Source organism: Comamonas sp. 14P8.1.4 (assembly GCF_057799285.1).
On sequence record NZ_JBYOKN010000011.1, the window covers coordinates 19,508 to 45,121 of the forward strand.

Here is a 25,614-nt window from a genome sequence, read left to right on the forward strand (position 1 = left end):
AGGGCGCGTACACCTTGGCAGACTCCCACAAGCAATCTTCATCGAGTCCTGCGGATACCGCGTTGCAGGCTGGGCTGCGCCCTGTGGCGCATCTGGAGCGCAAGGCCGCAGCACTGCTGCTGCTGACCATGGCCTTGATCGTGGGCGCTGCCGTGTACCTGCTGTACGCCCGCGGGGCTTTTGAGCCGACGCAGACCTTGGTGCTGACCTCGGACGACTCCGAAGGCGTCACCGTAGGGATGGATATGACGTTCTCGGGCTTTCCGATTGGTCGGGTGAGCAAGCTGGAGCTGGCCCCTGACGGCAATGTACGCATTCTGGTGGCCGTACCCAGCAAGGATGCGCACTGGCTGCGCGAATCCAGTGTGTTCACGCTGGTCAAAGGCATTGTCGGGGGCACCACCATCAAGGCCTATAGCGGCATGCTGCAAGACCCCCCGCTGCCGGATGGGGCTGAGCGCCCGGTGTTGCGCGGGGATGCCACGGCAGAGATTCCGCAGATTGTTGCCATGGCCAAAGACTTGCTGAACAACCTCAGCCAGATGACGGCGCAGGATTCGGCACTGGGCAAGTCCATGGACCAGATTCGCCAGCTTGGTGAAAAGCTCAATGGCGAAAGTGGCGCCATGGAAGTGCTGCTGGGCACGCCCGAGAATGCGCGCAAGACGGTGGAGATGCTGGACCGTGCCAACCAATTGTTGGCGCGCATGGACCGTGTGGTGCAACGTGCGGACCAGCAGGTGTTTGATGCCAATGGTGTGATGCCGCAAGTACGTGCCACGGTGCAAACGCTCAACCAGTTACTGCAAGACACGCGCGGCAGCCTGAAAAAGCTCGATGCCGTGCTGGTGAACGCTGAATCCATCAGCAGCAATGTGAACGACGCCAGCGCCGATATCGGGCAGCTGCGCAACGAGGTTGAGAGCAATTTGCGCAAGATCGAAGACATGCTGACGGATTTGCAGCGCAAATGGCCGTTTGCCAAAGAAGCCGAGGTGAAACTGCCATGACCGCTGTGCGCTTTCCATCCCTTGTACTGGTCTTGACTGGGGCACTGTTGACGGCCTGCAGCAGCCAGCTCCCCCCGCCCGGCTGGCAGCTGGAGGCGCATTCGGCCTCGCAGCGGGCCGTCAAAGCGTACTTGCAGGGCCGCGCCCGGGTGGCAGAGACCGAGTGGAGCAAGGCGCTGGACGAAGTGGCCGCCACTGGTCAGCCGCAAGCCATGGCGCGCATGGCTCTGCTGCAATGTGCGGCGCAAACGGCGGCACTGGAGTTGACCGAGTGCCCACGCTACCAGCGCTATGCCGCCGGTGCGGCAGCGGCTGAACAGGCTTATGCGCGCTATTTGCAGGCGGCGCATACGGCGGCCGATGTGTCTCTGTTGCCGCCTGCGCAGCAGGCCGTGGCCACGCAACTGCTGGCCGGGCAGGCGGTGGCTACGGTTGGTGATGCGACCGACCCGGTGTCGCCGTTGACGGCGGCTGGCGTGGCTTTGCGTGCGGGTGCCATCACCCGCGCGGGCGTGGAGCAGGCTGCACAGCGGGCCTCTGAGCAAGGCTGGCGCAGAGCGGCGATGGCCTGGCTGCTGGTGGCACAGCGCCTGGCGCAGGAAGCGGGGGATACCGCGCAAGTGCAAGCGCTGGGGCTGCGTTTGCAGGTGTTGCAAGAAAGCGCTGCGGCCAATACTTCGAAAAAGTGAGCTGCTAGCGCTGATTTATCCAGGGTTTTAAAGAGGTTTTTATTGAAGATGGTTGCTGGATAAGCGCTACTAGCTATGAAAAGTAGGTGATGCCCATAAAAAAAGCCCCAGTGACGGGGCTTTTTTTACTGGGGCAGTGCTGCGCTTAGAAGCGGTGGCGGATACCCACGGCCACGCTGGTGCCGGATTCGCTGGTTGCTTCTTTCAGCTTGTCGTACATCACCGCCGAGTACACATCGGTGCGCTTGGACAAGTAGTGGTCGTAGCCCACGGTGAAAGTGGTGCGCTTGGGATCCACGGCCGCGCCTTCGTCAGACTTGGTGTGGGCCACGGCGGCCTTCAGCGTACCCGCCTTGGTGACTGGAACGTCCACGCCCAGAGAGAAGGTTTTGTTCTCTTGGGTTTTCACGAAAGCAGTTTCTTTTTCGCTTTGGCCGTAGGTGGCATACAGCTTGGCTGCACCGAAGTCGTAGCTGCCGCCCAGCATCCAGTTGTCATTGGATTTGCCAGCGTTGTAGACGGGGCTGGGGTTGTTCAGCATGTCTGCGGTTTCGTAGACAGCGGTCAGTGCCAGAGGGCCACCGAAATACAGCACATTCACGCCCACGTTGTTGGCGCTGCTCTTGTCTGCTTGTTCACCGAACTGGTAGTGCACATTGGCAGTCAGGCCACCGAAGGACGGTGTGGTGTAAGTGATCTGGTTGCTCCAGCCGGTGTCAGAAACGTTGTTGCCCAGCGCGTGCAGCACCAGTGGGGATACGGTGAACGAATCGCCAAAGGGGTTGAACAAGATGGTGGGCAGGAAGTTGGGGGCCATGGAGCGGCCGAACTTCACGGTACCGAAGCCACCGGACAGCGACACATTGGCATCACGGGCGAAGAATGCATCACCTGGGAAACGGCCAGCAGCGCCGTTATCTGCGGTAAAGAACGCACCCAGTGCAAAGCCAGCCTTCAGACCATTGCCCAGGTCTTCGGTGCCGTTCATGCCCCACCAAGAGGTGGTCATACCGCCAGAGCCAACTTCGCTGGTGCGCTTGTCACCGGCCATCTTCATCGAGCCGGCATACATGTCCACCAGGCCGGACAGTTGCACATTGCTTTGTGCCTGAGCAGCACCCATACATGCCAAAGCGGCACCAAAAGCGATCAGAGTTTTTTTCACGGGGAGGTCCCTTAAAGGTCAGTTAATCAAGTTGCGCAAGCGTGCATGCCCACTCCAGGTGCATGCATGCGGCCTGGGTGCTGCTTTTGTATACAAAGCATAAGTTGTGCCAAGTTGTATCGGCATTGTGGGAACTACGCGGTGTTGCGCCGTCGCACAGCGTTTAGGACGTCGCTTGCATGCAGGCCAGCAAATGTGCGGCTGCCGCTTCTGGCGCGTTGACCAGGGCGCGCACCACGGCGATGGAGCCCACGCCGGTGGCCAGAATTTGCGGGAATTGCTCGGCTGCAATGCCGCCAATCGCGACCAACGGGTATTGCTGCATCAGGCGCACATAGGCTTGCAGGCGGGCCAGGCCTTGCGGCGCAGTGGCCATGCGCTTGAGCGTGGTGGGGAACACGGCGCCTAGCGCGATATAGCTGGGTTGCACGGCGTGGGCGCGCACCATTTCGGCGTAGCCGTGGGTGCTGACGCCCAGGCGCAGGCCGCTGGCGTGGATGGCATCCAGCTGCGCGCCTTCCAACGCATCCAAATCTTCCTGGCCCACGTGGATGCCGTAGGCGCCCGCATCGATGGCGGCTTGCCAGTGGTCGTTGATAAACAGACGAGCCTGGGTGTCTTGCACGGCTTTCACAGCCGCTTGCACTTCGGCGCGGACTGCGGCGGCATCATCACTTTTAAAGCGCAGCTGCACCGTGGGCACGCCGGCGCGGGCCATGCGGCCGACGCATTCGGCTGTGGGTAGCACGCCATACAGACCCAGCTGGCGCGGGCAGGACGGGAAGGCTTTGGTGGGATCGGCACCGGCCAGACCGAAGTCCTGCGGGGCATCCGGCCAGTGCGTCACATCGAACTGGTTGCTGCGCTCGGTCTGGCGCTGCCAGGCTTGGGCCAGGCATTCGGCATCCACGGCAATAAAGCCCAGGCGGCTGCAGGCTTGCAGCGCAGCCAGGTAGGCGGGCTCGGGGCGCAAGGCGGGCGGCACGGGCTGGGGCACCAGCTCGACCGAATTCGCATCGTGGTGCAGCTGGGCGCCAAACGCAGCGCTGTGGTGGTGGACGATGGCGTCGGCCAGGGCTTGGATCTCTGCAGCTTGCACGGCGTGTTCCTTGGTGCGTGGAGTGGCGTGGGCGTGATCGCTTACGCGTTGTGCCAGAAGGGCGTGCCCAGCACGGGGGTGCTGGGCTGGGCGGCGGTTTGTTCGGCCATGGCGCCGGCCAGGTAGCCATCGCGGCCAGCCTGGGTCGCGTCGGCAAAGGCACCGGCCATGCGCACGGGGTCTTCGGACAGGGCCACGGCGGTGTTCAGCAGCACGCCATCAAAGCCCCATTCCATGACCTGGCAGGCGTGGCTGGGGCGGCCCAGTCCCGCATCAACGATGAGCGGCACGTTCAGGCGCTCGCGCAGCGTCTGCATGGCGTAGGGGTTGGCGGGGCCACGGCCCGTGCCAATGGGCGCAGCCCAGGGCATGACGGCTTGGCAGCCCACATCCACCAAACGCTGGCACAGCACCAAGTCTTCGGTGCAGTAGGGCAGTACCTGGAAGCCGTCTTTGATCAGGATGGACGCAGCTTCCACCAGGTTGAGCGTGTCGGGCTGCAGCGTGTAGTCGTCGCCAATCAGCTCCAGCTTGATCCACGGCGTATCAAACACTTCACGCGCCATCTGGGCGGTGGTGACGGCTTCCTGGATGGTCATGCAGCCGGCGGTGTTGGGCAGCACGGGTACGTTCAGCTTGCGCAGCAACTCCCAGAAACTGGCGCCGGTTTCGGCCACTTCGGCGGCATTGCTGCCCTGGCGGCGCAGCGAGGCAGTCACCATTGCCGGCTTAGCGCGGGCCACGGCGGCCTCCAGCACGGCGGGCGAGGGGTAGCGCGAGGTGCCCAGCAGCAGGCGGCTTTGGAAGGTTTGGCCGTACAGCACCAGGCTGTCGGTGGAAGCGGTGGATGGGTTCATAACGCTGATTTTGTGAGCTACTAGCGCATGTGCAGCAAGCGCTAGAGGCTGATTTGATGGTAAATGCGGTGTGCTGGGCTTAGCCACCGGTGACCGGGGCAATCACTTCCATGCGGTCGCCTTCGGCCAGGGTGTGGGCGGCATAGCGCGACTTGGGCACGAATTCGGTGTTGACGGCCACCGCAAACGGGGGCTTGGCTTGCCAGTGCGCCACAGCGTCTGCCACGGTGGCGGAGGCAGGCAGTTCCACAGGGTGTTGGTTGATGGTGATGTTCATGGGCACAGGCCGGGGCCAAGGGCCCCAGGCAGTCAAAAATTAAGCGTCGGCGGTGGTGTGCACGGCCACGTCAAACGTGGCAGCCAGCTCGGTGCTGCCCGTGCGCAGGATCTGCAGTGTCACATCCAGCATGGCGGGCGAGATCATGTAGCCGTGGCGGTACAGGCCATTGACCTGCAGCGTGCGGTCATTGAGCCAGCGCACCGCGGGTAGATTGTCGGGCAAGGTGGGGCGGCACTGGGTGGCAATTTCCAGAATGCGTGCTTCGGCAAAGCCCGAATGCACGGTGTAGAGGGCGCTGAGCAACTCCATCACCGAGCGCAGGCTGGCCGGGCCCATGTCGTCGGACTCGATCTCGGTGGCGCCAATCACAAACAGGTGGTTCTCTTTGGGGGCGATGTACAGCGGGTAGCGTGGGTGCACCAGGCGGGTGGGGCGCTGCAGCGTCACTTCGGGGGCGTGTACCCGCACCACCTCACCGCGAATGCCGCGAAGGTCTTTCCATTCGCTGCGTGCGCCCAGACCGCGGCAGTCAATCACCAGATCGGGTTGGCCTACCGTGCCGGGGGTGAAGTCGGTGGTCTCGCGTGGGGTGTGCCAGTGGAATTGCACGCCCAGGCGGCTTAAGGTTTTCTCCAGTGCGGCCAGCAGTTGGCGGTTGTCCAGCTGGCCTTCGTTGGGCAGATAGACGGCTTGGTTAAAGCGCCCTTGCAAAGCGGGTTCTACCTGCGCGAGCTGTTCGGCACTGACAGCTTCCAGTGCGGGCAAGCTGGGGTTGATGCGGCGGTTTTTCTCAAACAGCCCGCACAGGCGGTTGGCATCGGCGGCATCCTGGCGGTGCCAGACCACCAAGGTGCCGTTTTGCTGGAAGAACACGTGATCGTCCAGGTGGGCAATCAGCTCGGGCCAACGGGTCAGGCCGTACTGGCCCATGCGCACCACGCCGGGCTCGGTGATCGCCGATTCGGCCAAGGGCGCCAGCATGGCGGCCGCCACGCGAGCGGCGGCGCCGTCGGCTTCGGGGCCTTTGGCTTCAAACACTTCCACGCGGTGGCCGTCGCGGGCCAGCTCCAGGGCCAATAAGCGGCCCATCAGGCCGGCGCCCAAAATGGCGATGTGGGAAGGTGCGGTCAGAGCGATCATGGTGCGTATTTCGTCCGAGGGAAGGTGTCGCCGAAGGACAAAACGGGCGTTGCAGCTGTTGGGGTGCTGCCGCTCTGGTGAAACTCCCCACGCCAGCATGATCTGGATCGGGTCTCGGGGCGCACAGTGTGCCTGGCCCCAGGGTTTTTCTCAGCCGCGCACCGTCCAAGCTATGGGCATGAAAGGTGGGACACCCCTGTTTCGTCCGCAAGCCGCAATTACAGCATAGCGGGGGCAACTGCACTGCCAGCATGTGAACAAGCCTTGGCTTGGGTCATAATTTTTCGCATGACTACGCAACAACTGCCGCACGGCAGTGCTCCCTCTTCACAGCCGCGCTATGCGCGGGTGCTCTCCATTGCCGGCTCGGACAGCGGCGGTGGCGCAGGCATTCAGGCAGACCTGAAAACCTTCAGCGCCCTTGGCTGCTACGGCATGACGGCGATCACCGCCATTACGGCGCAAAACACCCTGGGGGTGCGTGGCATCCACGGCGTGCCGGCCGAAATGCTGCAGGCACAGATCGATGCGGTGGTGCAGGACATCGGCGTGGATGCCCTGAAGATCGGCATGCTGCATGCGCCCGAGGTGGTGCAGGTGGTGGCCGATGCCATTCGCCGCTATGGCATCACCCAGGTGGTGCTGGATCCGGTGATGGTAGCTACCAGCGGTGACAAGCTGATTCAAGACGCCACGGTCGATGCACTGGTGCAGGAGCTGTTTCCGCTGGCCACCTTGGTGACGCCCAATCTGGATGAGGCCAGCTGGCTGATTGGCCGCCCCATTGCCGGCCATGCGGACATGGCGCAGGCCGCGCAAGCCCTGCTGGACATGGGCGCGCCGCATGTGCTGCTCAAAGGCGGGCATTTGCCCGGTGACTGGGTGGTGGATTTGCTGGCTGGGCGCGATGGCTTGCGCAAGGAGCTGGGCTCGCAGCGCATTCACACCCACAACGGCCATGGCACGGGCTGCACGCTGTCGTCAGCCATTGCTGCGCACATGGCACTGGGTCTGGATCTGGTGCCTGCGGTTGAAAGCGCGCGCACTTACATCGTGGGGGCGATTGCCGCTGGTGCACAGGTGCACACCGGCCAGGGGCAGGGGCCGCTGAACCATGGGTTTGCACCTCTGCCGCAGATGATTTTTCGCAGCTAGCCCGCATCCAGGCTGCGCAAACAGCTATCCATAAAAAAGGCACCCGAGGGTGCCTTTTTGGTGGGCAGGCGCAGCAGCCGCTCCGCTGTGCTTACCAGCCCCAGCCAAACTTCTCCAGCATCCAGCCTTCTTGGCCATCTGCGGTTTTGACCTTGGCCCATGCGTCACGCTTTTCCAGCGTCTTGACGATGTCGTACTTGCTCAGCTTGGTGACTACGCTGTGGCTGGTGCCTGGGCCGGCACGCAGATTGACCGCATCGGTTTTCACCAGGAAATGGGGCTCGGAAGCGGTCAAGGGCAGGTGTACCCAGCCCAGCGGTCCTTCAAAGTCTTTGACTTTGACCCAGTCGTCTTGCTTGGCAATCACTTCCATAGGGTAGCCGTTGATCAGCTCCCAGGCAATGTCGGACTTGGTTGTGGGTTTGGCGCGGATGTTGACCGTATTGCCCTTGATGCTCAGAAACTCCTGGGCTTGCGCCCCGGTGGAGGCAGCGGTGAGCACGCCCGTCATCAACAGAGCAGCAAAGCCAGCGCGGCGCAGGCGGCGAGTGAGGTGAAGGGCGGATGAAAGCAGCACGCGGCGGAACTCCTGTGAATCAATGATGAGGCACGCAAAAACGAACGCGGTACCAGCGAAAGCGGCATCATGCCGGGTGCTGTGTGCAGAAGCGGGAAAATCTCCGACACAACCAAGAGCAAAACCCGGGCATCACAGCGCTTCGCGGCATATTAACTGGCGAAACGTTTAGACACAACTCAAGTGCGCCGCATCTTGATCTGACTGCGGGCGTTTTCACGCCCGCAAGGTCCTTTCACCACCTTGCCCGATGGCTTACCGGGCGCTGGGGCGTGGCAGACAACGTGCCAGCACAAAGCACAGCAGCAAAGTGGGCAGCGCGCTGCCAGCCTGCGGCGCCACAAAAGGAATACCGTGGTAGAAGGCCACGCCCACCAGCCACAAGGCCACCGCAGGTCCGTGGGCCTGGCGGGCTTGGGCCAGCCATTGCGGGGCCTGGGCCAAGCGCTGTGCCGCAGGCTGCCAGGCCAGGTGGCCGAGGATCACACCGAACAACGGTACAAACACGGAGCTGAGCATCAGCAAAAACGGCTCGATGCTGTGCATGGGCAGCACCAGGGCCAGCAGCACGCACACCACGGTCAGCAGCAAGCCCCAGCGGCGCAAGCTCCAGCGCGGTGCCATGCTGTGTGCGGCCATGGCGCCCGAGTAGGTGTCCCCATAGGCGTTGTCCACTTCGTCGATCAGGATCAGCGTCAGCGCAATCAGGCCACCTTGGGCCAGCAGTAGCGCAGTGACCAGGTCCTGGCTGGGCAGCGTCAGCGTGACCAGCACGCCCAGGCCGTAGCACCACATATTGGCTACGGCATAGCCCAGCCAGGTCCCCCGCATTGCGCTGCGGCCGTCTTTACCGTGGCGTGCGTAGTCCGCCACCAGCGGTAGCCAGGAGATGGGCATGGCAATCACCAGATCCATGGCGGGCAGCCAGGCCATGCCGCCCGTGCCAGGGCGCTGCCACAGGCTGTGCCAACCCTGGGTGATGGCCAGGTCAACAAAATGCCAAGTCAGCCACAGCAGCGACAGCACCACCAAGGGCAAGGCAATACGGGCGATCAGTTTGCGCACCAGCTGCAGCATGGAGCCGCTGATGAGCAGGGCAATCACAGCACCCCACAGCAGGGTCATCAGCACGGGCCAGAACGTGGCGGTCATCGCCCCTGCCTGGCGGGCAATGGCGACGCTGGCGTCGCGCATGACCACCAGCTCAAATGTGCCCCAGCCCACCAGTTGCACCAGGTTAAGCAAGATGGGCAGTTTGGCAAACTGGCTGCCGTAGACATGCGTCATCAGCGCGGCGCTGGACAGGCCTGTGTCGCAGGCGATCTTGGCCATCCAGCCCAGCAGCCCCGCCCCCAGCAGCGAGCCGCAGACAATCGCCAGCACAGCTTGCTGGGTAGACAGTGCAGGCAGCAAATATGCACCGACCTGCATGACCAGCAGGCCAACGCCCAGGCTGAACCACAGGGCTGCGTGATCGCGCAGCGCAAAGACACGCTCTGCCGGTGAGGTGGGTAACAATGCCTGGTTGGAAGGCGTGGAAGAAGAGGAATTCATGAAATGCTCCGTATGCCTACGAAGCAGGGGCCGTGACAGCGCGCAGCCACATGCAGCGCAAGGTGCGTGCAGCTACCGATAATCAACAACAGCTTCCCTGCGCGAGGATGATCTCAATCAGGTTCAAAGGGACTCTCTCAGCCCACTGCCTGACGGCAGGGGCACCCCTAGCGAGTTGCCACGAATGTGGCGGGCGGATTGTGCCTCGTGTACGTAAAAAATGCTAGCGTCTGGGGCTGTGCAGTGAGGCGCTAGTACTTGGGTTAGTACTTGGTATTGCGCACGGAGACGGAAGCATGGCTGGCCCGAAAGGGCTGTGGTCACTTCAGCCGAAGACGAGGTAGCAGCAAAGCCTTCGTGGTGGTTCGCGGAGCCGAGTGGGGATCACTTTGCAGACGGCAGTGGCTGCAGCAGCTGCCGTCTGCTTGGGGCGCAAGGCGCAGCCCTGGTGTGGCAGGTATAGGGCAGTTGCCGTGCCCTATACCGTGCCCGTACGGGGTTCAACGTTCGGCTTACAGCTTGTCAATCCAGGCCATCACGCCGGTGTTCACGGCCTTGGGCTGGTCTTGCATGATCCAGTGTCCGGCTTGGCCCACAGCACTGACCTGCGACTTGGGATGCTTGAACCAGGGGCGCATGCGTGTGACCGTGTTGGGGTCTGTGGTCAGGTGCAGCACCGGCACGGTCAAGCTTTCGCAGAACTTGCGGCTGGCGGCGCCATCGCCCACCTGGCCTTCGCCAAAGAACAGCGGGGGAAATGCTTCGCGCACCACATGCGCGGGTGTGCCTTGCAGGCGGCGTGCATGCCACACCTTCAAGGCAGGATCGCCATTGGGCACATACACACCGCCGAGCATGGCAATGCCTTCTGCGGCAGGGTTGTTGCTGGCCTTCATGGCGGCAGAGCCTTGGCGGAAGTGCTCCACGGCCGCGCCTTCCCAGCCCAAAGCCCCATCAATGGAAACCACACCATCAACCAAATCCGGACGTTTGGCGGCGACACGTGCCGCAATCTGCCCGCCCATGGAATGGCCGACCAGAACAAACTTGCCACCATGGGCTTTGCTGAGCATCAGCGCTTCTATATCGGCCACAAAGTCACCGGGCATGTAGGTGCCAGAGGGCGTCACCTCAGAACGGCCATGCCCTCGCAGATCGGGGGTGATGGTGCGGTACGCCTTTTCAAAAGCGGGTTGCTGCCAGATCCAGTCATTGCCATCACAACCCCAGCCATGCAAGAACAAAACATTGCGGCCTTTGCCAGATTCGGTGCAAAAGAGTTTGGCCGTACGGGTGTTGTTGGTGGTGGTGGCTGCGGAACTGCTGGCACACCCCGTCACGGCCACTGTGGAGCCAGCAATGGCTGCCGCACCGGCCCAGCGGAACAGGCCGCGGCGTGAAATCTCGGGAGTGCTTGTAACTTGTGTGGATGGCGATGGTGTCATTGGCATAAGTTCAATTCCTCGGTGGTTGAGCTTGTGCATTCTGAAAGTCGATCCTGCGTGTTCGATATCGTTCGTCCCGCCGTTCAAGGTGTCCTACATGGTGTGTGGTGAGGGTTTTCGCTGGTCCAAGTGGAGCCCAAAACGCCGTTGATCACTGTGGGCTGGGCTATGGGCAGGGGGATGCATACCCGCAGGCGGCATGACGTTGATCAACGCCATGTACCGCGTGTGCGAATGGCCAAGGAGGAGGTTGGTGTGGTGCGTAACACGGCTGGCGCAGGTGTTGGCGCAAAGCCTCTACACTGCGCGCATGCCAAACATCTATGACGCTTTGATCGCCATCGTGCGCGAACACTGGAAGACCCACGACAACGCCTACCCGCAGCGCATTGAGCTGAGCGCCAGCGATCTGCAGACCTTGAAAGATGAGCGCGTGCTGGTCAACGAGACCATGAATTTCCAGCTCAACCCAGGCTGGGAGCAAAGCTTTCACGGCACGCCCGTACAGCTGGCCGATGTCAGCTGTGTGGTGGATCTGCATGGCCAGCGCATTCCGGTGTCACTGGCGACGGTGGATGCACCCCAGTAATTTTTGAATAAAAACAGCCTCTAGCCTTGATGTAGAAAGCGCTGGTAGCTATCAAACTAGAACGGTATTGCCGGTCTGCATGCAGGCCACCATGGCAGTACCGTTTTTTTGTGCGCAGTGCAGCGGTCCTGCATCGCTGCGGATGGGGTTGTGTGTTCTGCAGTGCGGAAATATCGACGTAAAAAACCGACACTTGGGTTGGAATGGCAGGCGCTATGGTCTTGAAATAAGTTATTTGCGATCAATAACTTAAGGGTAAACCCTTGTATTTTTGTATTTGTAAAGGGTGACTTGTCACTTTCTGGACAATTTGGATGTCTGGTTGCCGTCGGAGCGCGAAATGCGCCGGTCTCTGACGCGACAATGGTTCGGTTTTCAGTCACAGAAACGACAGGCTATGGACGACCCGATTCTTACTATCGAAGAACGTGAAGCGATCAACTCAGGTCGCTGGTTTTCATCCCTTTCACCTTCGCTCAGACACGACATCCTGCGATGCGCCTACGTCAAACGATTCAAAGATGGAGCTTTGCTTTGCGCACGCGGCGAAGTGCCGGAGGAATGGTTTGCCTGCGCCAAGGGGGCGGTGCGGGTGAGCTCCACCTCCATCACGGGCAAGCAGATCACGCTGACCTATGTGGAGCCGGGGTTGTGGTTTGGGGATACCTCGATTTTCGATGGAGACCGGCGCACGCACGACGCGTATGCGCACGGCGCCACCACGCTGCTGTGTGTGGCCAAGGCAGATTTCAAGCGCATCTTGGCCACGCACACCGAGTTTTACGAAGCCATGCTGTGGCTGGCGGCACGCCGTATTCGCCAGCTTTACGGTTTGGTCGAGGACTTGAACACCTTGCCGCTGCGTGCACGCCTGGCCAAGCAGTTGCTGCACCTGGCGCGCAGCTACGGTATTCCCAGCCTTGCCAATGGCGAGGAGATTCGCATCGGCCTGCAACTGGCGCAGGAAGAGTTGGCCCAGCTGCTCGGGGCATCACGCCAGCGCGTGAACCAGGAGCTCAAGGGTATGGAGCGCGAGAACATCATCCGGATCGAGCCGGGCGGATTGGTGGTGCGCGACCGCGATGGGCTGCTGCGCATCGTGGAAACTGACCTTTAAAGACGTATGAGCAATTTTGACCATTTTGTAGGTACCAAACCCGTCTCTGACACCCACGCCTTTGATGTGCAGGCCCTGAGCCAGTGGATGGCACAGCACGTTGCAGGCTTTGAAGGGCCTGTGACGGTGGAGATGTTCAAGGGCGGGCAATCCAACCCCACCTACAAACTGGTCACGCCGGGGCGCAGCTACGTCATGCGCTCCAAACCCGGCCCGGTAGCCAAGCTGCTGCCTTCGGCACATGCGATTGAGCGTGAGTTCAAGGTCATGAGTGGCCTGGCGGGCACCGATGTACCGGTGCCGCACATGTATGCGCTGTGTGAGGATGAATCCATCATCGGCCGTGCGTTCTACATCATGGAGTTCAAGGACGGCCGCGTGCTCTGGGACCAGTCCCTGCCTGGCATGAGCCAGGGCCAGCGCGGCGAGATTTACGATGCCATGAACCGCGTGATTGCCGCGCTGCATACGGTGGATGTGGTCAAGCAGGGTCTGGCGGACTATGGCAAGCCCGGTAACTACTTCGAGCGCCAGATTGGTCGCTGGAGCAAGCAGTACGTGGCATCGGTGACGCAGCCCATCGACGAGATGGACCAGCTGATGGCTTGGTTGCCCGCCAACCTGCCGGACAGTGCCAAAGATGAGAGCAAGGTTTCCATCGTGCACGGGGACTACCGCCTGGATAACGTCATGTTTGCGCAGGATACGGCGCAAGTGATTGCCGTGCTGGACTGGGAGCTGTCCACCCTGGGCCACCCCCTGGCTGACTTCAGCTACCACTGCATGGCCTGGCACATTCCCGCCAGCATTGGGCGCGGTATTGGTGGATTGGATATTGCAGCGCTGGGCATTCCCAGCGAAGCCGAATACATGCGCCGCTACTGCGAGCGCACAGGGCTGGCCACGCTGGAACAGCTCAACGCGGACTGGAACTTTTATCTGGCCTACAACATGTTCCGCATTGCGGCCATCTTGCAGGGCATTGCCAAACGTGTGGAGGCAGGTACCGCCTCCAGCGCGCAGGCCAAGGCAGCGGGTGACACGGCACGGCCGATGGCGCAGCTGGCTTGGAGCTATGCGCAAAAACACAGCGCCCAGGCGCGCTGAACCACCGGTTTCCCCCTTCGTGTGTAAGACGGCCTGCAGCTGCCGGGGGGCAGTGCACGCCCATGTTGGCTAGTTAATGACAAAAGGAGCGCTCCATGGATTTCGATTACTCCCCCAAGACCAAGGAATTGCAGGCCCGTTTGCTGCATTTCATGGACGAGCACATCTATCCCAACGAGGAGGCGTTTCACCATGAGCTGGAGGCCAATACCCAGGCCGGCAAGCGCTGGACACCGCTGCAGGTGATCGAGGGGCTCAAGGAAAAGGCCAAGGCGCAGGATCTGTGGAATCTGTTCCTGCCGCAAGACACGGCAGACATTGCTGGCGTGAAGGGCGCAGGCCTGACCAACCAGGAGTACGCACCGCTGGCGGAGATCATGGGCCGTGTGGGCTGGGCTTCGGAAGTGTTCAACTGCTCGGCACCCGACACCGGCAACATGGAAACCATTGCGCGCTACGGCACGGCCGAGCACCGTGAAAAGTGGCTCAAACCGCTGCTCGACGGCAAGATTCGCTCGGCCTTTGCCATGACCGAGCCGGAAGTCGCCTCGTCGGATGCCACCAACATTTGCACGCGCATTGAGCGCCAGGGCGACGAATACGTCATCAACGGCCACAAATGGTGGATTTCGGGTGCGGGCGACCCTCGCTGCTCCATCTACATCACCATGGGCAAGACCGACCCTGAGGCCGCCAAGCACTCGCAGCAAAGCATGGTGCTGGTCCCTGCAGACGCCCCTGGCGTGCGTGTGGTGCGCCCCTTGAGCGTGCTGGGCTACGACGATGCACCGCACGGGCACATGGAGATGTATTTTGAGAATGTGCGCGTACCCGTCAGCAATGTGCTGCTGGGTGAGGGGCGTGGCTTTGAGATTGCCCAAGGCCGCTTGGGTCCTGGCCGCATTCACCATTGCATGCGGCTGATTGGTCAGGCCGAGCGTGCGCTGGAATTGATGTGCAAGCGTGCCTCCAGCCGCGTGGCGTTTGGCAAAACCATCGCCCAGCAAACCGTGACGCAAGAGCGCATTGCCGAAGCGCGTTGCCGCATCGACATGGCCCGCCTGCTGACGCTGAAAGCGGCATGGATGATGGACACCGTGGGCAACAAGGTGGCGCGCAGCGAGATCGCGATGATCAAGGTGGTGGCGCCCAAGCTGGCTTGCGATGTGATCGACTGGGCCATGCAGGTGCATGGCGGTGGCGGCATGAGCCAGGACTTCCCGCTGGCCCATGCGTATGCCAACTCGCGCACCTTGCGCTTCGCTGATGGCCCGGACGAAGTCCACCGCAATGCCATTGCCAAGTGGGAGCTGGGCAAGTACGGCAGCTATGGCCGTGATGCACAGGTACCCATCACGCGCGGCGCATAAACACGCGCCAGCCCACTGATTTGCCCGCACCCACCTGTGTGCTGGCAGATTGGAGGAGCAGAAAAAAAGCGACCGGTTAAGGTCGCTTTTTTTGTGGAGGCAAGTGCCGTGGGCTTATTGCACTTTGGCCTTGGCACGCAGCTGTTCTTGGAACTGCATGACTTTTTGCTGCTCCAGCTGTTCAGCGATCTGGGGCTTGACTTCGTCCAGCGCAGGCATTTGGGCCTCACGCAGGTCATCAACGCGGATGACGTGCCAGCCAAACTGGCTCTTCACGGGTGTGTCGGTCAGGCCTCCCTTGGCCAGCTTGACCATGGCTTCGGTGAACTCTGGCACATAGTTGGCAGGGCTGGCCCAGCCCAGATCACCGCCTTGGGCTCCCGATCCGGGATCCTTCGATTCCTTCTTGGCGATGTCTTCAAACTTCTTGCCAGCCTTCACTTCTGCAATGATGGCCTTGGCGCGGTCTTCCGACTCCACCAGGATGTGGCTGGCGCGGTATTCCTTGCCGGCGTTGGCTGCGACGAACTTGTCGTATTCGGCCTTGATTTCGGCATCGGTAACGGGGTTCTTCTTCTGGAAGTCGGCAAACAGCTCGCGGATCAGGATGGTCTCGCGGGCCAGCTGCATTTGCTGCTTGAACTCTGCAGATGCATCCAGGCCGCGCTTGGCAGCTTCTTGCATAAAGATTTCACGTGCAATGATTTCTTCCTTGATCTGCGCGTCCATCTCGGCGGGCACTTGGCGGCCGGAGCGCTCAATCTGCTGCTTCAGCGCGGTCACGCGCTCCAGAGGAACGGGCTTGCCGTTGACGATGGCCAAGTTTTGCGCAGAAGCCGAAAGGGCGGCTGTGCCCAACACGGCGACAGCCAGGAGGCTGGGCAAAAGCTGTTTTTTCATGCGGAAATCCAAGAAAAAGTAAGAGGTTGGTGCCCGCCAACGACCGCTGGCGAGTCTTGCAAACTGCAATCGTATGCTTAGAGCACTTCAATCGCCAGAGCATGCAGCCCTTGGTCGATAAAGTGTTGCAGAGCATCATACACAACGCGGTGGCGTGCGATACGGCTCTTACCTTCAAAAACAGGAGCGGCAATGCGTACCCGAAAGTGGGTGCCAAAGCCGCTGCCGTTGGCGCCTGCGTGGCCAGCGTGGGCCGCGCTCTCGTCGATCACCTGCAGCTGCGTGGGCGCCAGCTGCGTGCGCAGCACCTGCTCGATGGCGGCGGCGGTGATGGCTTCACTCATGACCGGGCTCCTTGGCCTCGGCGGTGGATTCGGGCTCTTTGAGGTAGCGGCCCAGGTACAGCGCCTGGCCCACCACAAACACCAGCATCAAGCCCATGCCGCCGAACATCTTGAAGTTGACCCAGGTGTCGGTATCAAAGTTGAAGGCAATCCACAGGTTCAGCACGCCCATGACGGCAAAGAAAGCGGTCCAGGCCCAGTTCAGCGTGTTCCACACGGGATTGGGCAACTCCATCTTGGCGCCCATCAGGCTGCGGATGAGGTTTTTCTTGAACAGCAACTGCCCAATCAGCAAGGCCGCACCCATCAGCCAGTACAGCACGGTGGGCTTCCACTTGATGAAGTTCTCATCGTGGGCCAGTAGTGTGGCACCCCCAAACAGCACGATCACCCCCAGGCTGACCCACTGCATGGTCTCGACCTTGCCGTGCTTGAAGCGCAGGTAGGCGATTTGCACGATGGTGGCGACGATGGCCACCGCCGTGGCCGCGTAAATGCCCCAGATCTTGAAGGCAGCAAAAAACAAAATGATGGGGAAAAAGTCGATCAGCAGTTTCATGAAAGGCATTGGGGCGTGGTGGCGCCCCGGGTCATGCGAAAAGATGGCAAGCATGCCATAGCTGTAGCGCCAGGCAGGCAGACAAATCCGCGCTGTTGCAAGGTTTCAGGGGGTGGGTAGGGGCGGGATCAGTCGCCGTCGCCTGCATCGTCCTGCGGCGAAGCCGTGCCAGCGGCGCTGGCGTCATCTGTCGTGGGCGGTGCAAAGTCCAGTGAGGCTGAATTCATGCAGTAGCGCAGACCGGTGGGCAACGGGCCGTCTTCGAACACATGGCCCAGGTGGGCGCCGCACTGGCTGCACACGGTTTCGGTGCGCACCATGTGGTGGCTGTGGTCCACGATCTCAGTGATGGCGCCGGGCACGGCCCGGTAAAAGCTGGGCCAGCCGCAGCCCGCATCAAACTTGGTGCTGGCATCAAACAGCTTGGTGCCGCAGCAGATGCAGTGGTAGCTGCCATCGGCCCAGAATTGCTCGTACTTGCCCGTGAAAGGGCGCTCTGTGGCAGCGTGGCGCGTGACTTGGTAGGCCACCGGCTCTGCGTCCTTGGCTTGCAGCGTTGCTTGCCAGGCGGCATCGGTTTTCTGGATAGGGTAGGTCATGAGGAGCAACTGATCGCAATGGAGGATGCCCAGTCGGGCGGAAAGTCGGCCCAGGCGCTGTGCGCGGGGTGGTCGGCAAACGGTTGGCGCAGCACCTCATGCAATGATTGCACCACGCTGAAATCCCCGGCCTGGGCTGCGCGAATGGCCAATTCGCCCACGTGGTTGCGCAGCACAAAGCCCGGATTGGTGTTGAGCATCAAATTGGCATCTGGCCCTTGTTGTGCCTGCGCTGATAGCTCTTGATAGGTGAGCATCCAGCGGTCAAAGCCTTCGGTGTCCAGGAACAGCTCACGGGTGCGCTCGGTCTCGCCATCCTGCACGGACAGCGACAGACGCCGCCAGAAGATGGTGTGGTCGATGCGGTTGTCGGCCAGGATTTGCAGCAGCTGCCCGATCACGGCCGTGGCCGCGCTGGTCTGTGCATCGGCGGCAGCAGGCAGGCCCAGCTTGCGGCACATTTGCTGCAAAAAGGCCTGGCTGAAGGTGGGGCGGTAGGCCTCCAGGGCGGCCACGGTCACATCTTGGTCTTCAATCAGTGGCAGCAGAGCCTGGCCCAGGCAGAACAGGTTCCAGTAGGCCACCTGCGGTTGCTTGTTGAAAGCGTAGCGGCCCTGGTGGTCGCTGTGGTTGCAGATGTGGCCCGGGTCAAACGCATCCAGAAACTGGAAGGGGCCGTAGTCAATGGTCAGGCCCAGAATGCTCATGTTGTCGGTGTTCATCACGCCGTGGCAAAAGCCCACGGCCTGCCACTGCGCAATCATCTGAGCGGTACGCTGGCCCACTTCATACAGCAGGGCGGCATACGCATTGCCTGCTACGTTTTGGCCTTCGCTGTCCACGCCCTGCCAGCCATTGCGACATGCGGGGTAGTAGCGCTCGATCACGTAATCGGCCAGCTGGCGCAGCTCGGGCAGCATGTCGCGGGCGGCAAAGTGCTCGAAATGCCCAAAGCGCACCAGGCTGGGTGCGGCGCGGGTGACCACGGCGGCGGTTTCCACTTCTTCGCGGTAGACGGGGGCGTCAGAAGCCGTCAGGCACAGCGCGCGCGTGGTGGGAATGCCCAGCGCGTGCATGGCTTCGCTGCACAAAAACTCGCGAATGCTTGAGCGCAGCACGGCACGGCCATCACCACCGCGCGAATACGGGGTGCGGCCCGCGCCTTTGAGCTGCAGCTCCCAGCCCGCAGCGGTTTCGCCCAAAGTGATGGCGCGGCCATCGCCCAGCTGCCCCGCCCACACGCCAAATTGGTGGCCGCTGTAGACGCTGGCGTAGGGCTGGCTGCCGGGCAGCACGGCATTGCCGGTGAAAGCTTGCAGGGCGGCGTCGGTGTCCAGCCAGTCGGGGGGCAGGCCCACCAGTGCGGCCACCTCAGGGCTGCGTGCCACCCATTGCGCATGCGGCAGTGGTGTGGGCTGCAAGTGGGTGAGGAAGGCGCTGCCCAGGCGGGCAAAACCGGGCTGCCAGGTGATGGCGTGGGATGCGTCAGGTGCTTGCATCCAGCCATTGTGGCCAAGCGCTGAAGCCCTTGCGGTTTTAGGCAATCTGCCGGTGAAAAGCCGCCCAACTGGCGCATGGGCGACACATGCCTACAGGAAAGCCCGTGGTTCGCAGCGCCGAAGCTGCGCTTAGGATGTTTGGCGAAAGTGCCGCCAGCTTGCACGCGTGACGTGCGCGCCGCGCGACACACCACAACAATATCCAAGGAGCACCTCCATGCAAGGTTTGATGCAGAACCAGCCGTTGCTGATTTCGTCGTTGATTGAGTTTGCTGCGCGCCACCACCGGGATTCGGAAATCGTCTCGCGCCGGGTGGAAGGTGATATCCACCGCTACACCTATGCAGATCTGGCAGGGCGTGCCAAGCAGCTGGCCAACGCGCTGGATGGCTTGAAGCTGGCGCACGGTGAGCGTGTGGCTTCGATTGCCTGGAACGGCTATCGCCACATGGAGATGTATTTCGGCGTGAGCGGCTCGGGCCGCGTGTTGCACACCATCAATCCGCGCTTGCATCCGGAGCAGGTGGCCTGGATCATCAACCACGCCGAAGACCAGGTGCTGTGCTTTGACATGACATTCCTGCCACTGGTGCAGGCCGTGCACGCCAAGTGCCCCACGGTGCGCCAGTGGGTGGCGCTGTGCGATGCCCAGCAACTGCCCGCCGACAGCGGCATTCCCGGCCTGATCAGCTACGAGGACTGGATTGGCGGCCAAAGCAAGAATTACCGCTGGCCGCAGCTGGATGAAAACACCGCCTCCAGCATGTGCTACACCAGTGGCACCACAGGCAACCCGAAGGCGGCGCTGTACAGCCACCGCTCCACCGTGCTGCATGCCTATGGCGCGGCGTTGCCAGATGTGATGAATATGTCGGCCCGTGATGCGGTGCTGCCCGTGGTGCCCATGTTCCACGTCAATGCCTGGGGCATTCCGTATTCGGCGGCGCTGACGGGGGCCAAGGTGGTGTTACCGGGCCCAGCGCTGGATGGCAAGTCGCTGTACGAGCTGATCGAAGCCGAGCGCGTAACCTTTGCGGCCGGTGTGCCGACGGTGTGGCAGATGCTGCTCAACCACGTGCAAAGCGTGGGCGGCAAGTTTGCAGCGCTCAACCGCACGGTGATTGGCGGCTCGGCCTGCCCGCCCGCCATGATCGATGCGTTCGAACAAGGTTACGGCGTGAAGGTGCTGCACGCCTGGGGCATGACCGAGATGAGCCCGCTGGGTACGCTGTGCACCCTCAAGAACAAGCACTTGGCGCTGAGCAAAGAGGCGCAAACGCGCATCAGCCAAAAGCAAGGGCGTGCCATCTTTGGTGTGGACATGAAGATTGTGGATGCGCAGGGCAAGGAGCAGCCGTGGGATGGCAAAACCTATGGCGACCTGATGGTGCGCGGCCCGTGGATTTTGGATCGCTACTACAAGGGCGACAGCCCGCTGGTGACCGATGAGCAAGGTTTGGGCTGGTTTCCCACGGGTGACGTGGCCACCATCGATGCCGATGGCTTCATGCAGATCACGGACCGCACCAAGGACGTGATCAAGTCGGGGGGCGAATGGATCAGCTCGATCGACATTGAAAACATTGCCATGGGCCACCCAGCCGTGGCCATGGCTGCGTGCATCGGCATGCCGCACCCCAAGTGGGATGAGCGCCCGATTGTGGCTGTGGCTAAAAAGCCGGGTGCAGAGGTCTCGCGCGAAGAGCTGCTGGCCTTTTTTGAAGGCAAAACGGCCAAGTGGCAGATCCCGGATGACGTGGTGTTCATGGACGCCATTCCGCTGGGCGCCACGGGCAAGATGCTCAAGACCAAGCTGCGTGAGCAACTCAAGGATTACAAGCTGCCTTCGCTGGTGGCGTAAACGTCCGCGGGCGGTTTTAAAACCATAGCGCCTGGCGCTTGTCTTTCTTGGGGTTTAAGCCTTTGTGGCTTGAAAACCCAGGAGGGGTAAGTGCCAGGCGCTCTTTTTTTATGCGCGTTCTCACTAAGGGGGATAGTCCCGAGAGTGAAACCACCATGCGGTTTTTTCCTGTGGCTGACTACGCTTGTCGGGTGTTTCGGTGAGTTCCAACCAACCCCATTCCTACGCAGGAGACAAGCATGCAGTTTGTGTTGAAGACCGTAGCCGCGTCCGTAGTCCTCAGCTGTGCCGGTGCCGCCATGGCCCAGCAGGGCGAAACCGTCAAGATCGCATGGCTGGATCCGCTGTCCGGCCTGATGGCCGCCCTGGGCACTAACCAGATGAAAAGCTGGCAATACCTGGCCGAAGAATTCAGCAAGAACAACGCCGCGGGGGTGAAGTTTGAAATCATCCCTATCGACAACAAACTCAGCCCGCAGGAAACCACCAGCGCACTGCGCTCGGCCATGGACCAGGGCGTGCGCTATGTCGTGCAGGGCAATGGCTCGGGCCCAGCGCTGGCCATCATGGATGCGCTGGAAAAGCACAACGCCCGCAACAAGGGCAAGGAAGTGCTGTATCTGAACTACGCGGCCGTGGATCCGGACCTCACCAACAGCAAGTGCAGCTACTGGCACTTCCGTCTGGATGCCGACACCTCCATGAAGATGGAAGCGCTGACCACCTACATGAAAGACCTGCCCGAGGTAAAGAAGGTCTATCTGATCAACCAGAACTACGCACACGGCCACCAGGTGAGCAAGTACGCCAAGGAAATGCTCAAGCGCAAGCGCCCCGATGTCGAGATCGTGGGCGACGACATGGCGCCGCTGGCTCAGGTGCGTGACTTTGCCCCCTACATTGCCAAGATCAAGCAATCCGGCGCGGACAGCGTGATTACCGGCAACTGGGGGTCTGACCTGTCGCTGCTGATCAAGGCCGCCAACGATGCGGGTTTGAACAACGTCAAGTTCTACACCTACTACGCCGTGGCCACGGGCTCACCGACCGCCATGGGCGCAGCGGCGGCAGGGCGCGTGTACTCCGTGGGCTATTCGTACACGAACATGCCTGGCCCGATCAACGGTGTCGTCAAGGGCTTCAAGGCCAAGATGAATGACGATATGTACACCGGCGCCGTCTACCACGGCTTTGCCATGCTGACCGAGGCCTTCCAGCGTGCCAAGAGCACCGATCCGGTGAAGGTGGCTGCAGTGATGGAAGGCATGAAGTTCAAGAGCTTCAACGGAGAGGTGGAAATGCGCAAGAAAGACCACCAACTGCAGCAAGGCCTGTACATCAGCCGCTGGGAAAAGACGGACGCGGAGAACCCGCTGGACCAGGAAAACACGGGCTACACCTTCAAGAAGGTGAAGTACTTTGAGCCCTATGTGGCCAGCACGCCCACCTCGTGCGAGATGAAACGCCCCAGCTAAAGGTGCGCCCGGCGGGTTGCTTGCACTATGCAGGCAACCCGCTTTTTGACGCCGTGGCACCCCGCCTGGCAGAGGCGGCCACACCTTGTTTTCTTCGCGCTGGCAGGGTCTGATGAATCTTGAATTTTTTGTGATCTCCATGCTCAACGGCATCAGCTACGGGCTGCTGCTGTTCATGTTGAGCTCGGGCCTGACGCTGATCTTCAGCATGATGGGCGTGCTCAATTTCGCCCACACCAGCTTTTACATGCTGGGCGCCTACTTCGGTTACATGCTCTCGGGCGTGGTGGGCTTCTGGCCTGCGCTGCTCATTGCCCCGCTGCTGGTCGGCGCCTTGGGCGCGGTGTTTGAGCGCTACAGCCTGCGCAAGGTGCACAAATACGGCCATGTGCCGGAGTTGCTGGTCACCTTTGGCCTGTCCTATCTGATTTTGGAAGTGGTGCAGCTGGTCTGGGGGCGCAGCGCCGTGCCGTATGGCCTGCCTGCTGCGCTGCAGGGGCCGCTGTTCACGCTCTACGGTACGCAGTTCCCGAAGTCCCGCTCGTTCATCATGCTCATGGCGCTGCTGATGCTGCTGGCCGTGTGGCTGCTGCTCACACGCACGCGCATCGGCTTGGTCATTCAGGCGGCGCTGCAAAAGCCGGAGATGGTGGAAGCGCTGGGCCACAACGTGCCGCGTGTCTTCATGCTGGTCTTTGGGGGCGGCTGCGCGCTGGCCGGTCTGGCGGGCGTGATTGGCGGCAACACCTATATGACCGAGCCTTCCATGGCCATGTCGGTGGGCTCCATCATCTTCGTGGTGGTGGTGGTCGGAGGGCTGGGGTCGCTGGCCGGGGCATTTCTGGCATCGCTGCTGATCGGCATTGTCCAGACGTTTGCTGTGGCGCTGGATTATTCCTGGGCCTCGCTGTTCAACCAGGTGGGGATGCAGATCACGCCCGAGAGCTTTGGTTGGCCTGTGCTGAGTCTGACGATCTCGCAGATGGCACCCATCCTGCCGTATTTGTTCCTGGTCTTGATGCTCATCTTCCGCCCCAAGGGCCTGATGGGTACGCGGGAGGATTAAGCCATGTCCGCAATTTTGCTTCCGCAGATGCACGAAGACACCTTGGCGCAGCAGGCTGCGTCTGCGGGTGCTGTGCCGCGTTACTACCGGTTCAAGCCCTGGAATGTGGGGCGGGTGGTGGTCTGGGGCGTGTTTGCCCTGCTGCTCATCATCGCGCCGCTGGTGTTTACCAGCTCGCTGGCGCTGACCATGCTCAGCCAGATGGGCTACGCCATCATCATTTGCCTGTCGTACAACATCCTGCTGGGGCAGGGCGGCATGCTGAGCTTTGGCCATGCGGTGTACACCGGGCTGGGCTCGTTCATTGCGATTCACGCCATGAACCGCGCAGCAGGCGGCGGTGTGCCGATTCCTGTGTGGCTGATACCCATTGTGGGCGGCTTGGCCGGCATGTGCTTTGCCGCGCTGCTGGGCTGGGTGACGACCAAGAAGTCGGGCACCACTTTTGCCATGATTACGCTGGGCGTGGGCGAGCTGGTGGCGGCCATGTCGCTGATGTTTCCCGGATTTTTTGGTGGAGAGGGCGGCATCACCACAGACCGTGTGTACGGTGCCAAGTTCCTGGGCTTTGATTTTGGCCCCGGCATTCAGGTGTACTACCTGATCGCGTTTTACTGCTTTGTCTGCACGGCGCTGATGTTTGCCTTCACGGCCACCCCGCTGGGGCGCATGCTCAACGCTGTGCGCGACAACCCGGAGCGCGTGGCTTTTGTGGGCTACAACACCCAGCGTGTGCGCTACATGGGCTTCATCATTGCCGGTTTTTTTGCCGGTGTGGGCGGGGGGCTGGCGGCGATCAACTTCGAGATCGTCACCGCCATGGACAGCGTGAGCATCATCCGCTCGGGCACCTATTTGCTGTTCACCTTTCTGGGCGGGGCAACCTTCTTTTTTGGCCCCATCATCGGCGGGGTGCTGATGGTGATTGCCACGGTGCTGTTGTCTGAGATGACCAAGGCCTGGATGCTGTATCTGGGGCTGATTTTCCTGTTCATGGTGATGTATGCCCCGGGCGGCATCGCCAGCCTGATCATGATGAATCTGCGCCTGGCCAAATACGGCAAGCTGGGGCGTATTTTCGGCGCCTACCTGGCGCTGGCAGGTACGGGCCTGGCGATGGTCGTGGGCCTGGCTGCGCTGGTGGAAATGCTTTATCACCTGCAGCTCAACAGCGCACTGAGCAGTGAGCTGCGCTTTTTGGGCACCACACTCAATGTTCACCGTGTGGACAGCTGGCTGGGCGCGGGGTTGATTTTTCTGACGGGCCTGGGCCTGTTTGAGCTGGTGCGCCGCCAGTACGTGCGCCAGTGGGGCGAGATTCAAGAAGACATTGAGCACGACATCCAGCGTGCGGAGGGTATCTGATGAGTGCAGCCACACCTTTCGCGCTGGAGCTGCGCGACCTGCGCAAAAGCTTCGGCAAGACGGAAATCATTCGCGGTGCCAATTTGGCCGTGCAAGCCGGGGAGCGCGTGGGCATCATCGGCCCCAATGGCGCCGGCAAATCCACCTTGTTCAATCTGATCAGTGGCCGCTTTGCGCCCAGCAGTGGCGAGGTGCTGCTGCATGGCCAGCGCATCGATGGCAAAGCGCCTTATGCGATCAACCGCGCCGGCTTGTCGCGCAGCTTCCAGATCACCAATATCTTTCCCAAGCTCAGCGTGTTTGAGAACCTGCGCTGCGGTGTGCTGTGGAGCATGGGTTACCGCTACACCTTCTTGAAGTTCTTGTCGCGCATGGATGCGGTCAATGAACGCGCCAAGCAGTTGATGGAGCAAATCGGCCTGCAGAAAAAACGCGATGAACTGGCTGTGAACCTGACCTATGCCGAGCAGCGCGCGCTGGAGATTGGCATCACCATCGCCGGGGGCGCTGATGTGATCTTGCTGGACGAACCCACGGCTGGCATGAGCAACAGTGAAACCGGGCGCTTTATCAACCTCATTCGCGAAGTGACCGTGGGCAAAACCTTGCTGACGGTCGAGCACGACATGGGCGTGGTGTTTGGCCTGGCCGACAAAATTGCCGTGGTCGTCTATGGCGAGGTGATTGCCTTTGACACGCCAGAGAACGTGCGGGCCAATGCGCGTGTGCAAGAGGCGTATCTGGGCTCTGCGGTGGCCGATGAGCAAGCCGCTTTGCATTGAGAGGGACGTG

The 25,614-nt window shown here is 61.4% G+C and carries 25 protein-coding genes and 1 riboswitch; of the genes, 12 read left to right on the forward strand and 13 right to left on the reverse strand.

Translation table 11 applies throughout. The features are described 5' to 3' along the window. The first annotated feature begins 14 nt into the window (after window positions 1-14). Entirely contained in the window at window positions 15-1,010 is a 996-nt protein-coding gene (locus tag AC27VO_RS13910; protein WP_488667312.1) for an MlaD family protein, read from the forward strand. Further along, window positions 1,007-1,699, forward strand: a complete 693-nt coding sequence (locus tag AC27VO_RS13915; RefSeq protein ID WP_488667313.1) for a hypothetical protein — start codon at window positions 1,007-1,009, stop codon at window positions 1,697-1,699. Before AC27VO_RS13910 ends, AC27VO_RS13915 begins: the two co-directional genes overlap by 4 nt. Before the next feature lie 145 nt (window positions 1,700-1,844). Here AC27VO_RS13915 and AC27VO_RS13920 read toward each other — a convergent pair whose 3' ends face one another. The 5 genes from AC27VO_RS13920 to AC27VO_RS13940 form a co-directional block, all read right to left on the reverse strand. Beyond that, on the reverse strand, window positions 1,845-2,864 hold the full coding sequence (locus AC27VO_RS13920) for a porin (protein ID WP_488667314.1): 1,020 nt from the start codon (window positions 2,862-2,864) through the stop codon (window positions 1,845-1,847). A 163-nt stretch (window positions 2,865-3,027) separates the two neighbouring features. Further along, window positions 3,028-3,963, reverse strand: a complete 936-nt coding sequence (locus AC27VO_RS13925) for a thiamine phosphate synthase (RefSeq protein WP_488667315.1) — start codon at window positions 3,961-3,963, stop codon at window positions 3,028-3,030. Window positions 3,964-4,004: 41 nt separating this feature from the next. Then, window positions 4,005-4,820, reverse strand: a complete 816-nt coding sequence (locus AC27VO_RS13930; RefSeq protein WP_488667316.1) for a thiazole synthase — start codon at window positions 4,818-4,820, stop codon at window positions 4,005-4,007. Between the two features lie 79 nt (window positions 4,821-4,899). Beyond that, window positions 4,900-5,097 (reverse strand): sulfur carrier protein ThiS, encoded by a 198-nt coding sequence (gene thiS, locus AC27VO_RS13935; protein ID WP_488667317.1) that lies wholly within the window; start codon window positions 5,095-5,097, stop codon window positions 4,900-4,902. Between the two features lie 39 nt (window positions 5,098-5,136). Continuing rightward, window positions 5,137-6,240 (reverse strand): FAD-dependent oxidoreductase, encoded by a 1,104-nt coding sequence (locus AC27VO_RS13940; protein ID WP_488667318.1) that lies wholly within the window; start codon window positions 6,238-6,240, stop codon window positions 5,137-5,139. A gap of 288 nt (window positions 6,241-6,528) precedes the next feature. Between AC27VO_RS13940 and thiD the strand changes: the two genes are divergently transcribed. Continuing rightward, the gene (gene thiD, locus AC27VO_RS13945; protein ID WP_488667319.1) at window positions 6,529-7,395 is read left to right on the forward strand and encodes a bifunctional hydroxymethylpyrimidine kinase/phosphomethylpyrimidine kinase; all 867 of its coding nucleotides are present in this window, start codon (window positions 6,529-6,531) and stop codon (window positions 7,393-7,395) included. A gap of 91 nt (window positions 7,396-7,486) precedes the next feature. Here thiD and AC27VO_RS13950 read toward each other — a convergent pair whose 3' ends face one another. The 3 genes from AC27VO_RS13950 to AC27VO_RS13960 all read right to left on the reverse strand — a co-directional run bounded on the left by AC27VO_RS13950 (window position 7,487) and on the right by AC27VO_RS13960 (window position 10,977). Then, window positions 7,487-7,972 carry an SH3 domain-containing protein gene (locus AC27VO_RS13950; protein WP_488667320.1) on the reverse strand — a complete coding sequence of 162 codons (486 nt, stop codon included), beginning with the start codon at window positions 7,970-7,972 and terminating at the stop codon, window positions 7,487-7,489. A gap of 255 nt (window positions 7,973-8,227) precedes the next feature. Beyond that, window positions 8,228-9,526: a purine-cytosine permease family protein gene (locus tag AC27VO_RS13955; protein ID WP_488667321.1), complete on the reverse strand. Its 1,299-nt coding sequence runs from the start codon at window positions 9,524-9,526 to the stop codon at window positions 8,228-8,230. Between the two features lie 77 nt (window positions 9,527-9,603). Next, window positions 9,604-9,705, reverse strand: a riboswitch (TPP riboswitch). A 333-nt stretch (window positions 9,706-10,038) separates the two neighbouring features. Continuing rightward, window positions 10,039-10,977, reverse strand: coding sequence for an alpha/beta fold hydrolase (locus tag AC27VO_RS13960; RefSeq protein WP_488667322.1), 939 nt, complete (start codon window positions 10,975-10,977; stop codon window positions 10,039-10,041). A gap of 193 nt (window positions 10,978-11,170) precedes the next feature. Between AC27VO_RS13960 and AC27VO_RS13965 the strand changes: the two genes are divergently transcribed. The 4 genes from AC27VO_RS13965 to AC27VO_RS13980 all read left to right on the forward strand — a co-directional run bounded on the left by AC27VO_RS13965 (window position 11,171) and on the right by AC27VO_RS13980 (window position 15,154). Further along, window positions 11,171-11,560: a hypothetical protein gene (locus AC27VO_RS13965; RefSeq protein ID WP_488667323.1), complete on the forward strand. Its 390-nt coding sequence runs from the start codon at window positions 11,171-11,173 to the stop codon at window positions 11,558-11,560. 397 nt (window positions 11,561-11,957) lie between these two features. Further along, window positions 11,958-12,677: a Crp/Fnr family transcriptional regulator gene (locus AC27VO_RS13970; protein ID WP_488667324.1), complete on the forward strand. Its 720-nt coding sequence runs from the start codon at window positions 11,958-11,960 to the stop codon at window positions 12,675-12,677. A 6-nt stretch (window positions 12,678-12,683) separates the two neighbouring features. Beyond that, a complete protein-coding gene (locus tag AC27VO_RS13975; protein WP_488667325.1) occupies window positions 12,684-13,784 on the forward strand; it encodes a phosphotransferase family protein in 1,101 nt (366 codons plus the stop codon). A 95-nt stretch (window positions 13,785-13,879) separates the two neighbouring features. After that, a complete protein-coding gene (locus AC27VO_RS13980) occupies window positions 13,880-15,154 on the forward strand; it encodes an acyl-CoA dehydrogenase family protein (protein WP_488667326.1) in 1,275 nt (424 codons plus the stop codon). 114 nt (window positions 15,155-15,268) lie between these two features. On the opposite strand, the gene AC27VO_RS13985 is transcribed toward AC27VO_RS13980, so the two are convergent. The 5 genes from AC27VO_RS13985 to AC27VO_RS14005 form a co-directional block, all read right to left on the reverse strand. Continuing rightward, on the reverse strand, window positions 15,269-16,054 hold the full coding sequence (locus tag AC27VO_RS13985; protein ID WP_488667327.1) for a peptidylprolyl isomerase: 786 nt from the start codon (window positions 16,052-16,054) through the stop codon (window positions 15,269-15,271). A 77-nt stretch (window positions 16,055-16,131) separates the two neighbouring features. Further along, entirely contained in the window at window positions 16,132-16,398 is a 267-nt protein-coding gene (locus tag AC27VO_RS13990; RefSeq protein WP_488667328.1) for a BolA family protein, read from the reverse strand. Beyond that, complete coding sequence (locus tag AC27VO_RS13995) at window positions 16,391-16,957, reverse strand: septation protein A (RefSeq protein ID WP_488667329.1); 567 nt, start codon at window positions 16,955-16,957, stop codon at window positions 16,391-16,393. Before AC27VO_RS13995 ends, AC27VO_RS13990 begins: the two co-directional genes overlap by 8 nt. A gap of 128 nt (window positions 16,958-17,085) precedes the next feature. After that, a complete protein-coding gene (gene msrB, locus AC27VO_RS14000; RefSeq protein WP_488667330.1) occupies window positions 17,086-17,556 on the reverse strand; it encodes a peptide-methionine (R)-S-oxide reductase MsrB in 471 nt (156 codons plus the stop codon). Beyond that, complete coding sequence (locus AC27VO_RS14005; protein ID WP_488667331.1) at window positions 17,553-19,055, reverse strand: protein adenylyltransferase SelO; 1,503 nt, start codon at window positions 19,053-19,055, stop codon at window positions 17,553-17,555. Before AC27VO_RS14005 ends, msrB begins: the two co-directional genes overlap by 4 nt. A 217-nt stretch (window positions 19,056-19,272) precedes the next feature. On the opposite strand from AC27VO_RS14005, the gene AC27VO_RS14010 reads away from it, so the two are divergent. From AC27VO_RS14010 to AC27VO_RS14030, 5 genes are all read left to right on the forward strand, one after another. After that, on the forward strand, window positions 19,273-20,916 hold the full coding sequence (locus AC27VO_RS14010) for a 3-(methylthio)propionyl-CoA ligase (protein ID WP_488667332.1): 1,644 nt from the start codon (window positions 19,273-19,275) through the stop codon (window positions 20,914-20,916). Window positions 20,917-21,155: 239 nt separating this feature from the next. Continuing rightward, entirely contained in the window at window positions 21,156-22,391 is a 1,236-nt protein-coding gene (locus AC27VO_RS14015; protein ID WP_488667333.1) for a branched-chain amino acid ABC transporter substrate-binding protein, read from the forward strand. A 112-nt stretch (window positions 22,392-22,503) separates the two neighbouring features. After that, window positions 22,504-23,457, forward strand: coding sequence for a branched-chain amino acid ABC transporter permease (locus tag AC27VO_RS14020; protein WP_488667334.1), 954 nt, complete (start codon window positions 22,504-22,506; stop codon window positions 23,455-23,457). Window positions 23,458-23,484: 27 nt separating this feature from the next. After that, window positions 23,485-24,822 (forward strand): branched-chain amino acid ABC transporter permease, encoded by a 1,338-nt coding sequence (locus AC27VO_RS14025; RefSeq protein ID WP_488667376.1) that lies wholly within the window; start codon window positions 23,485-23,487, stop codon window positions 24,820-24,822. After that, complete coding sequence (locus AC27VO_RS14030; protein WP_488667335.1) at window positions 24,822-25,604, forward strand: ABC transporter ATP-binding protein; 783 nt, start codon at window positions 24,822-24,824, stop codon at window positions 25,602-25,604. The genes AC27VO_RS14025 and AC27VO_RS14030 overlap by 1 nt, the downstream gene beginning before the upstream one ends. Window positions 25,605-25,614 lie beyond the last annotated feature (10 nt).

Coding starts and splice junctions, on each gene's coding strand:
- AC27VO_RS13915 (WP_488667313.1), top strand. CDS start 1,007: ATGACCGCTGTGCGCTTTCCATCCCTTGTACTGGTCTTGACTGGGGCA.
- AC27VO_RS13930 (WP_488667316.1), bottom strand. CDS start 4,820: ATGAACCCATCCACCGCTTCCACCGACAGCCTGGTGCTGTACGGCCAA.
- thiS (WP_488667317.1), bottom strand. CDS start 5,097: ATGAACATCACCATCAACCAACACCCTGTGGAACTGCCTGCCTCCGCC.
- AC27VO_RS13940 (WP_488667318.1), bottom strand. CDS start 6,240: ATGATCGCTCTGACCGCACCTTCCCACATCGCCATTTTGGGCGCCGGC.
- thiD (WP_488667319.1), top strand. CDS start 6,529: ATGACTACGCAACAACTGCCGCACGGCAGTGCTCCCTCTTCACAGCCG.
- AC27VO_RS13955 (WP_488667321.1), bottom strand. CDS start 9,526: ATGAATTCCTCTTCTTCCACGCCTTCCAACCAGGCATTGTTACCCACC.
- AC27VO_RS13960 (WP_488667322.1), bottom strand. CDS start 10,977: ATGCCAATGACACCATCGCCATCCACACAAGTTACAAGCACTCCCGAG.
- AC27VO_RS13965 (WP_488667323.1), top strand. CDS start 11,171: ATGACGTTGATCAACGCCATGTACCGCGTGTGCGAATGGCCAAGGAGG.
- AC27VO_RS13970 (WP_488667324.1), top strand. CDS start 11,958: ATGGACGACCCGATTCTTACTATCGAAGAACGTGAAGCGATCAACTCA.
- AC27VO_RS13975 (WP_488667325.1), top strand. CDS start 12,684: ATGAGCAATTTTGACCATTTTGTAGGTACCAAACCCGTCTCTGACACC.
- AC27VO_RS13980 (WP_488667326.1), top strand. CDS start 13,880: ATGGATTTCGATTACTCCCCCAAGACCAAGGAATTGCAGGCCCGTTTG.
- AC27VO_RS13985 (WP_488667327.1), bottom strand. CDS start 16,054: ATGAAAAAACAGCTTTTGCCCAGCCTCCTGGCTGTCGCCGTGTTGGGC.
- AC27VO_RS13990 (WP_488667328.1), bottom strand. CDS start 16,398: ATGAGTGAAGCCATCACCGCCGCCGCCATCGAGCAGGTGCTGCGCACG.
- AC27VO_RS13995 (WP_488667329.1), bottom strand. CDS start 16,957: ATGAAACTGCTGATCGACTTTTTCCCCATCATTTTGTTTTTTGCTGCC.
- msrB (WP_488667330.1), bottom strand. CDS start 17,556: ATGACCTACCCTATCCAGAAAACCGATGCCGCCTGGCAAGCAACGCTG.
- AC27VO_RS14005 (WP_488667331.1), bottom strand. CDS start 19,055: ATGCAAGCACCTGACGCATCCCACGCCATCACCTGGCAGCCCGGTTTT.
- AC27VO_RS14010 (WP_488667332.1), top strand. CDS start 19,273: ATGCAAGGTTTGATGCAGAACCAGCCGTTGCTGATTTCGTCGTTGATT.
- AC27VO_RS14015 (WP_488667333.1), top strand. CDS start 21,156: ATGCAGTTTGTGTTGAAGACCGTAGCCGCGTCCGTAGTCCTCAGCTGT.
- AC27VO_RS14020 (WP_488667334.1), top strand. CDS start 22,504: ATGAATCTTGAATTTTTTGTGATCTCCATGCTCAACGGCATCAGCTAC.
- AC27VO_RS14025 (WP_488667376.1), top strand. CDS start 23,485: ATGCACGAAGACACCTTGGCGCAGCAGGCTGCGTCTGCGGGTGCTGTG.
- AC27VO_RS14030 (WP_488667335.1), top strand. CDS start 24,822: ATGAGTGCAGCCACACCTTTCGCGCTGGAGCTGCGCGACCTGCGCAAA.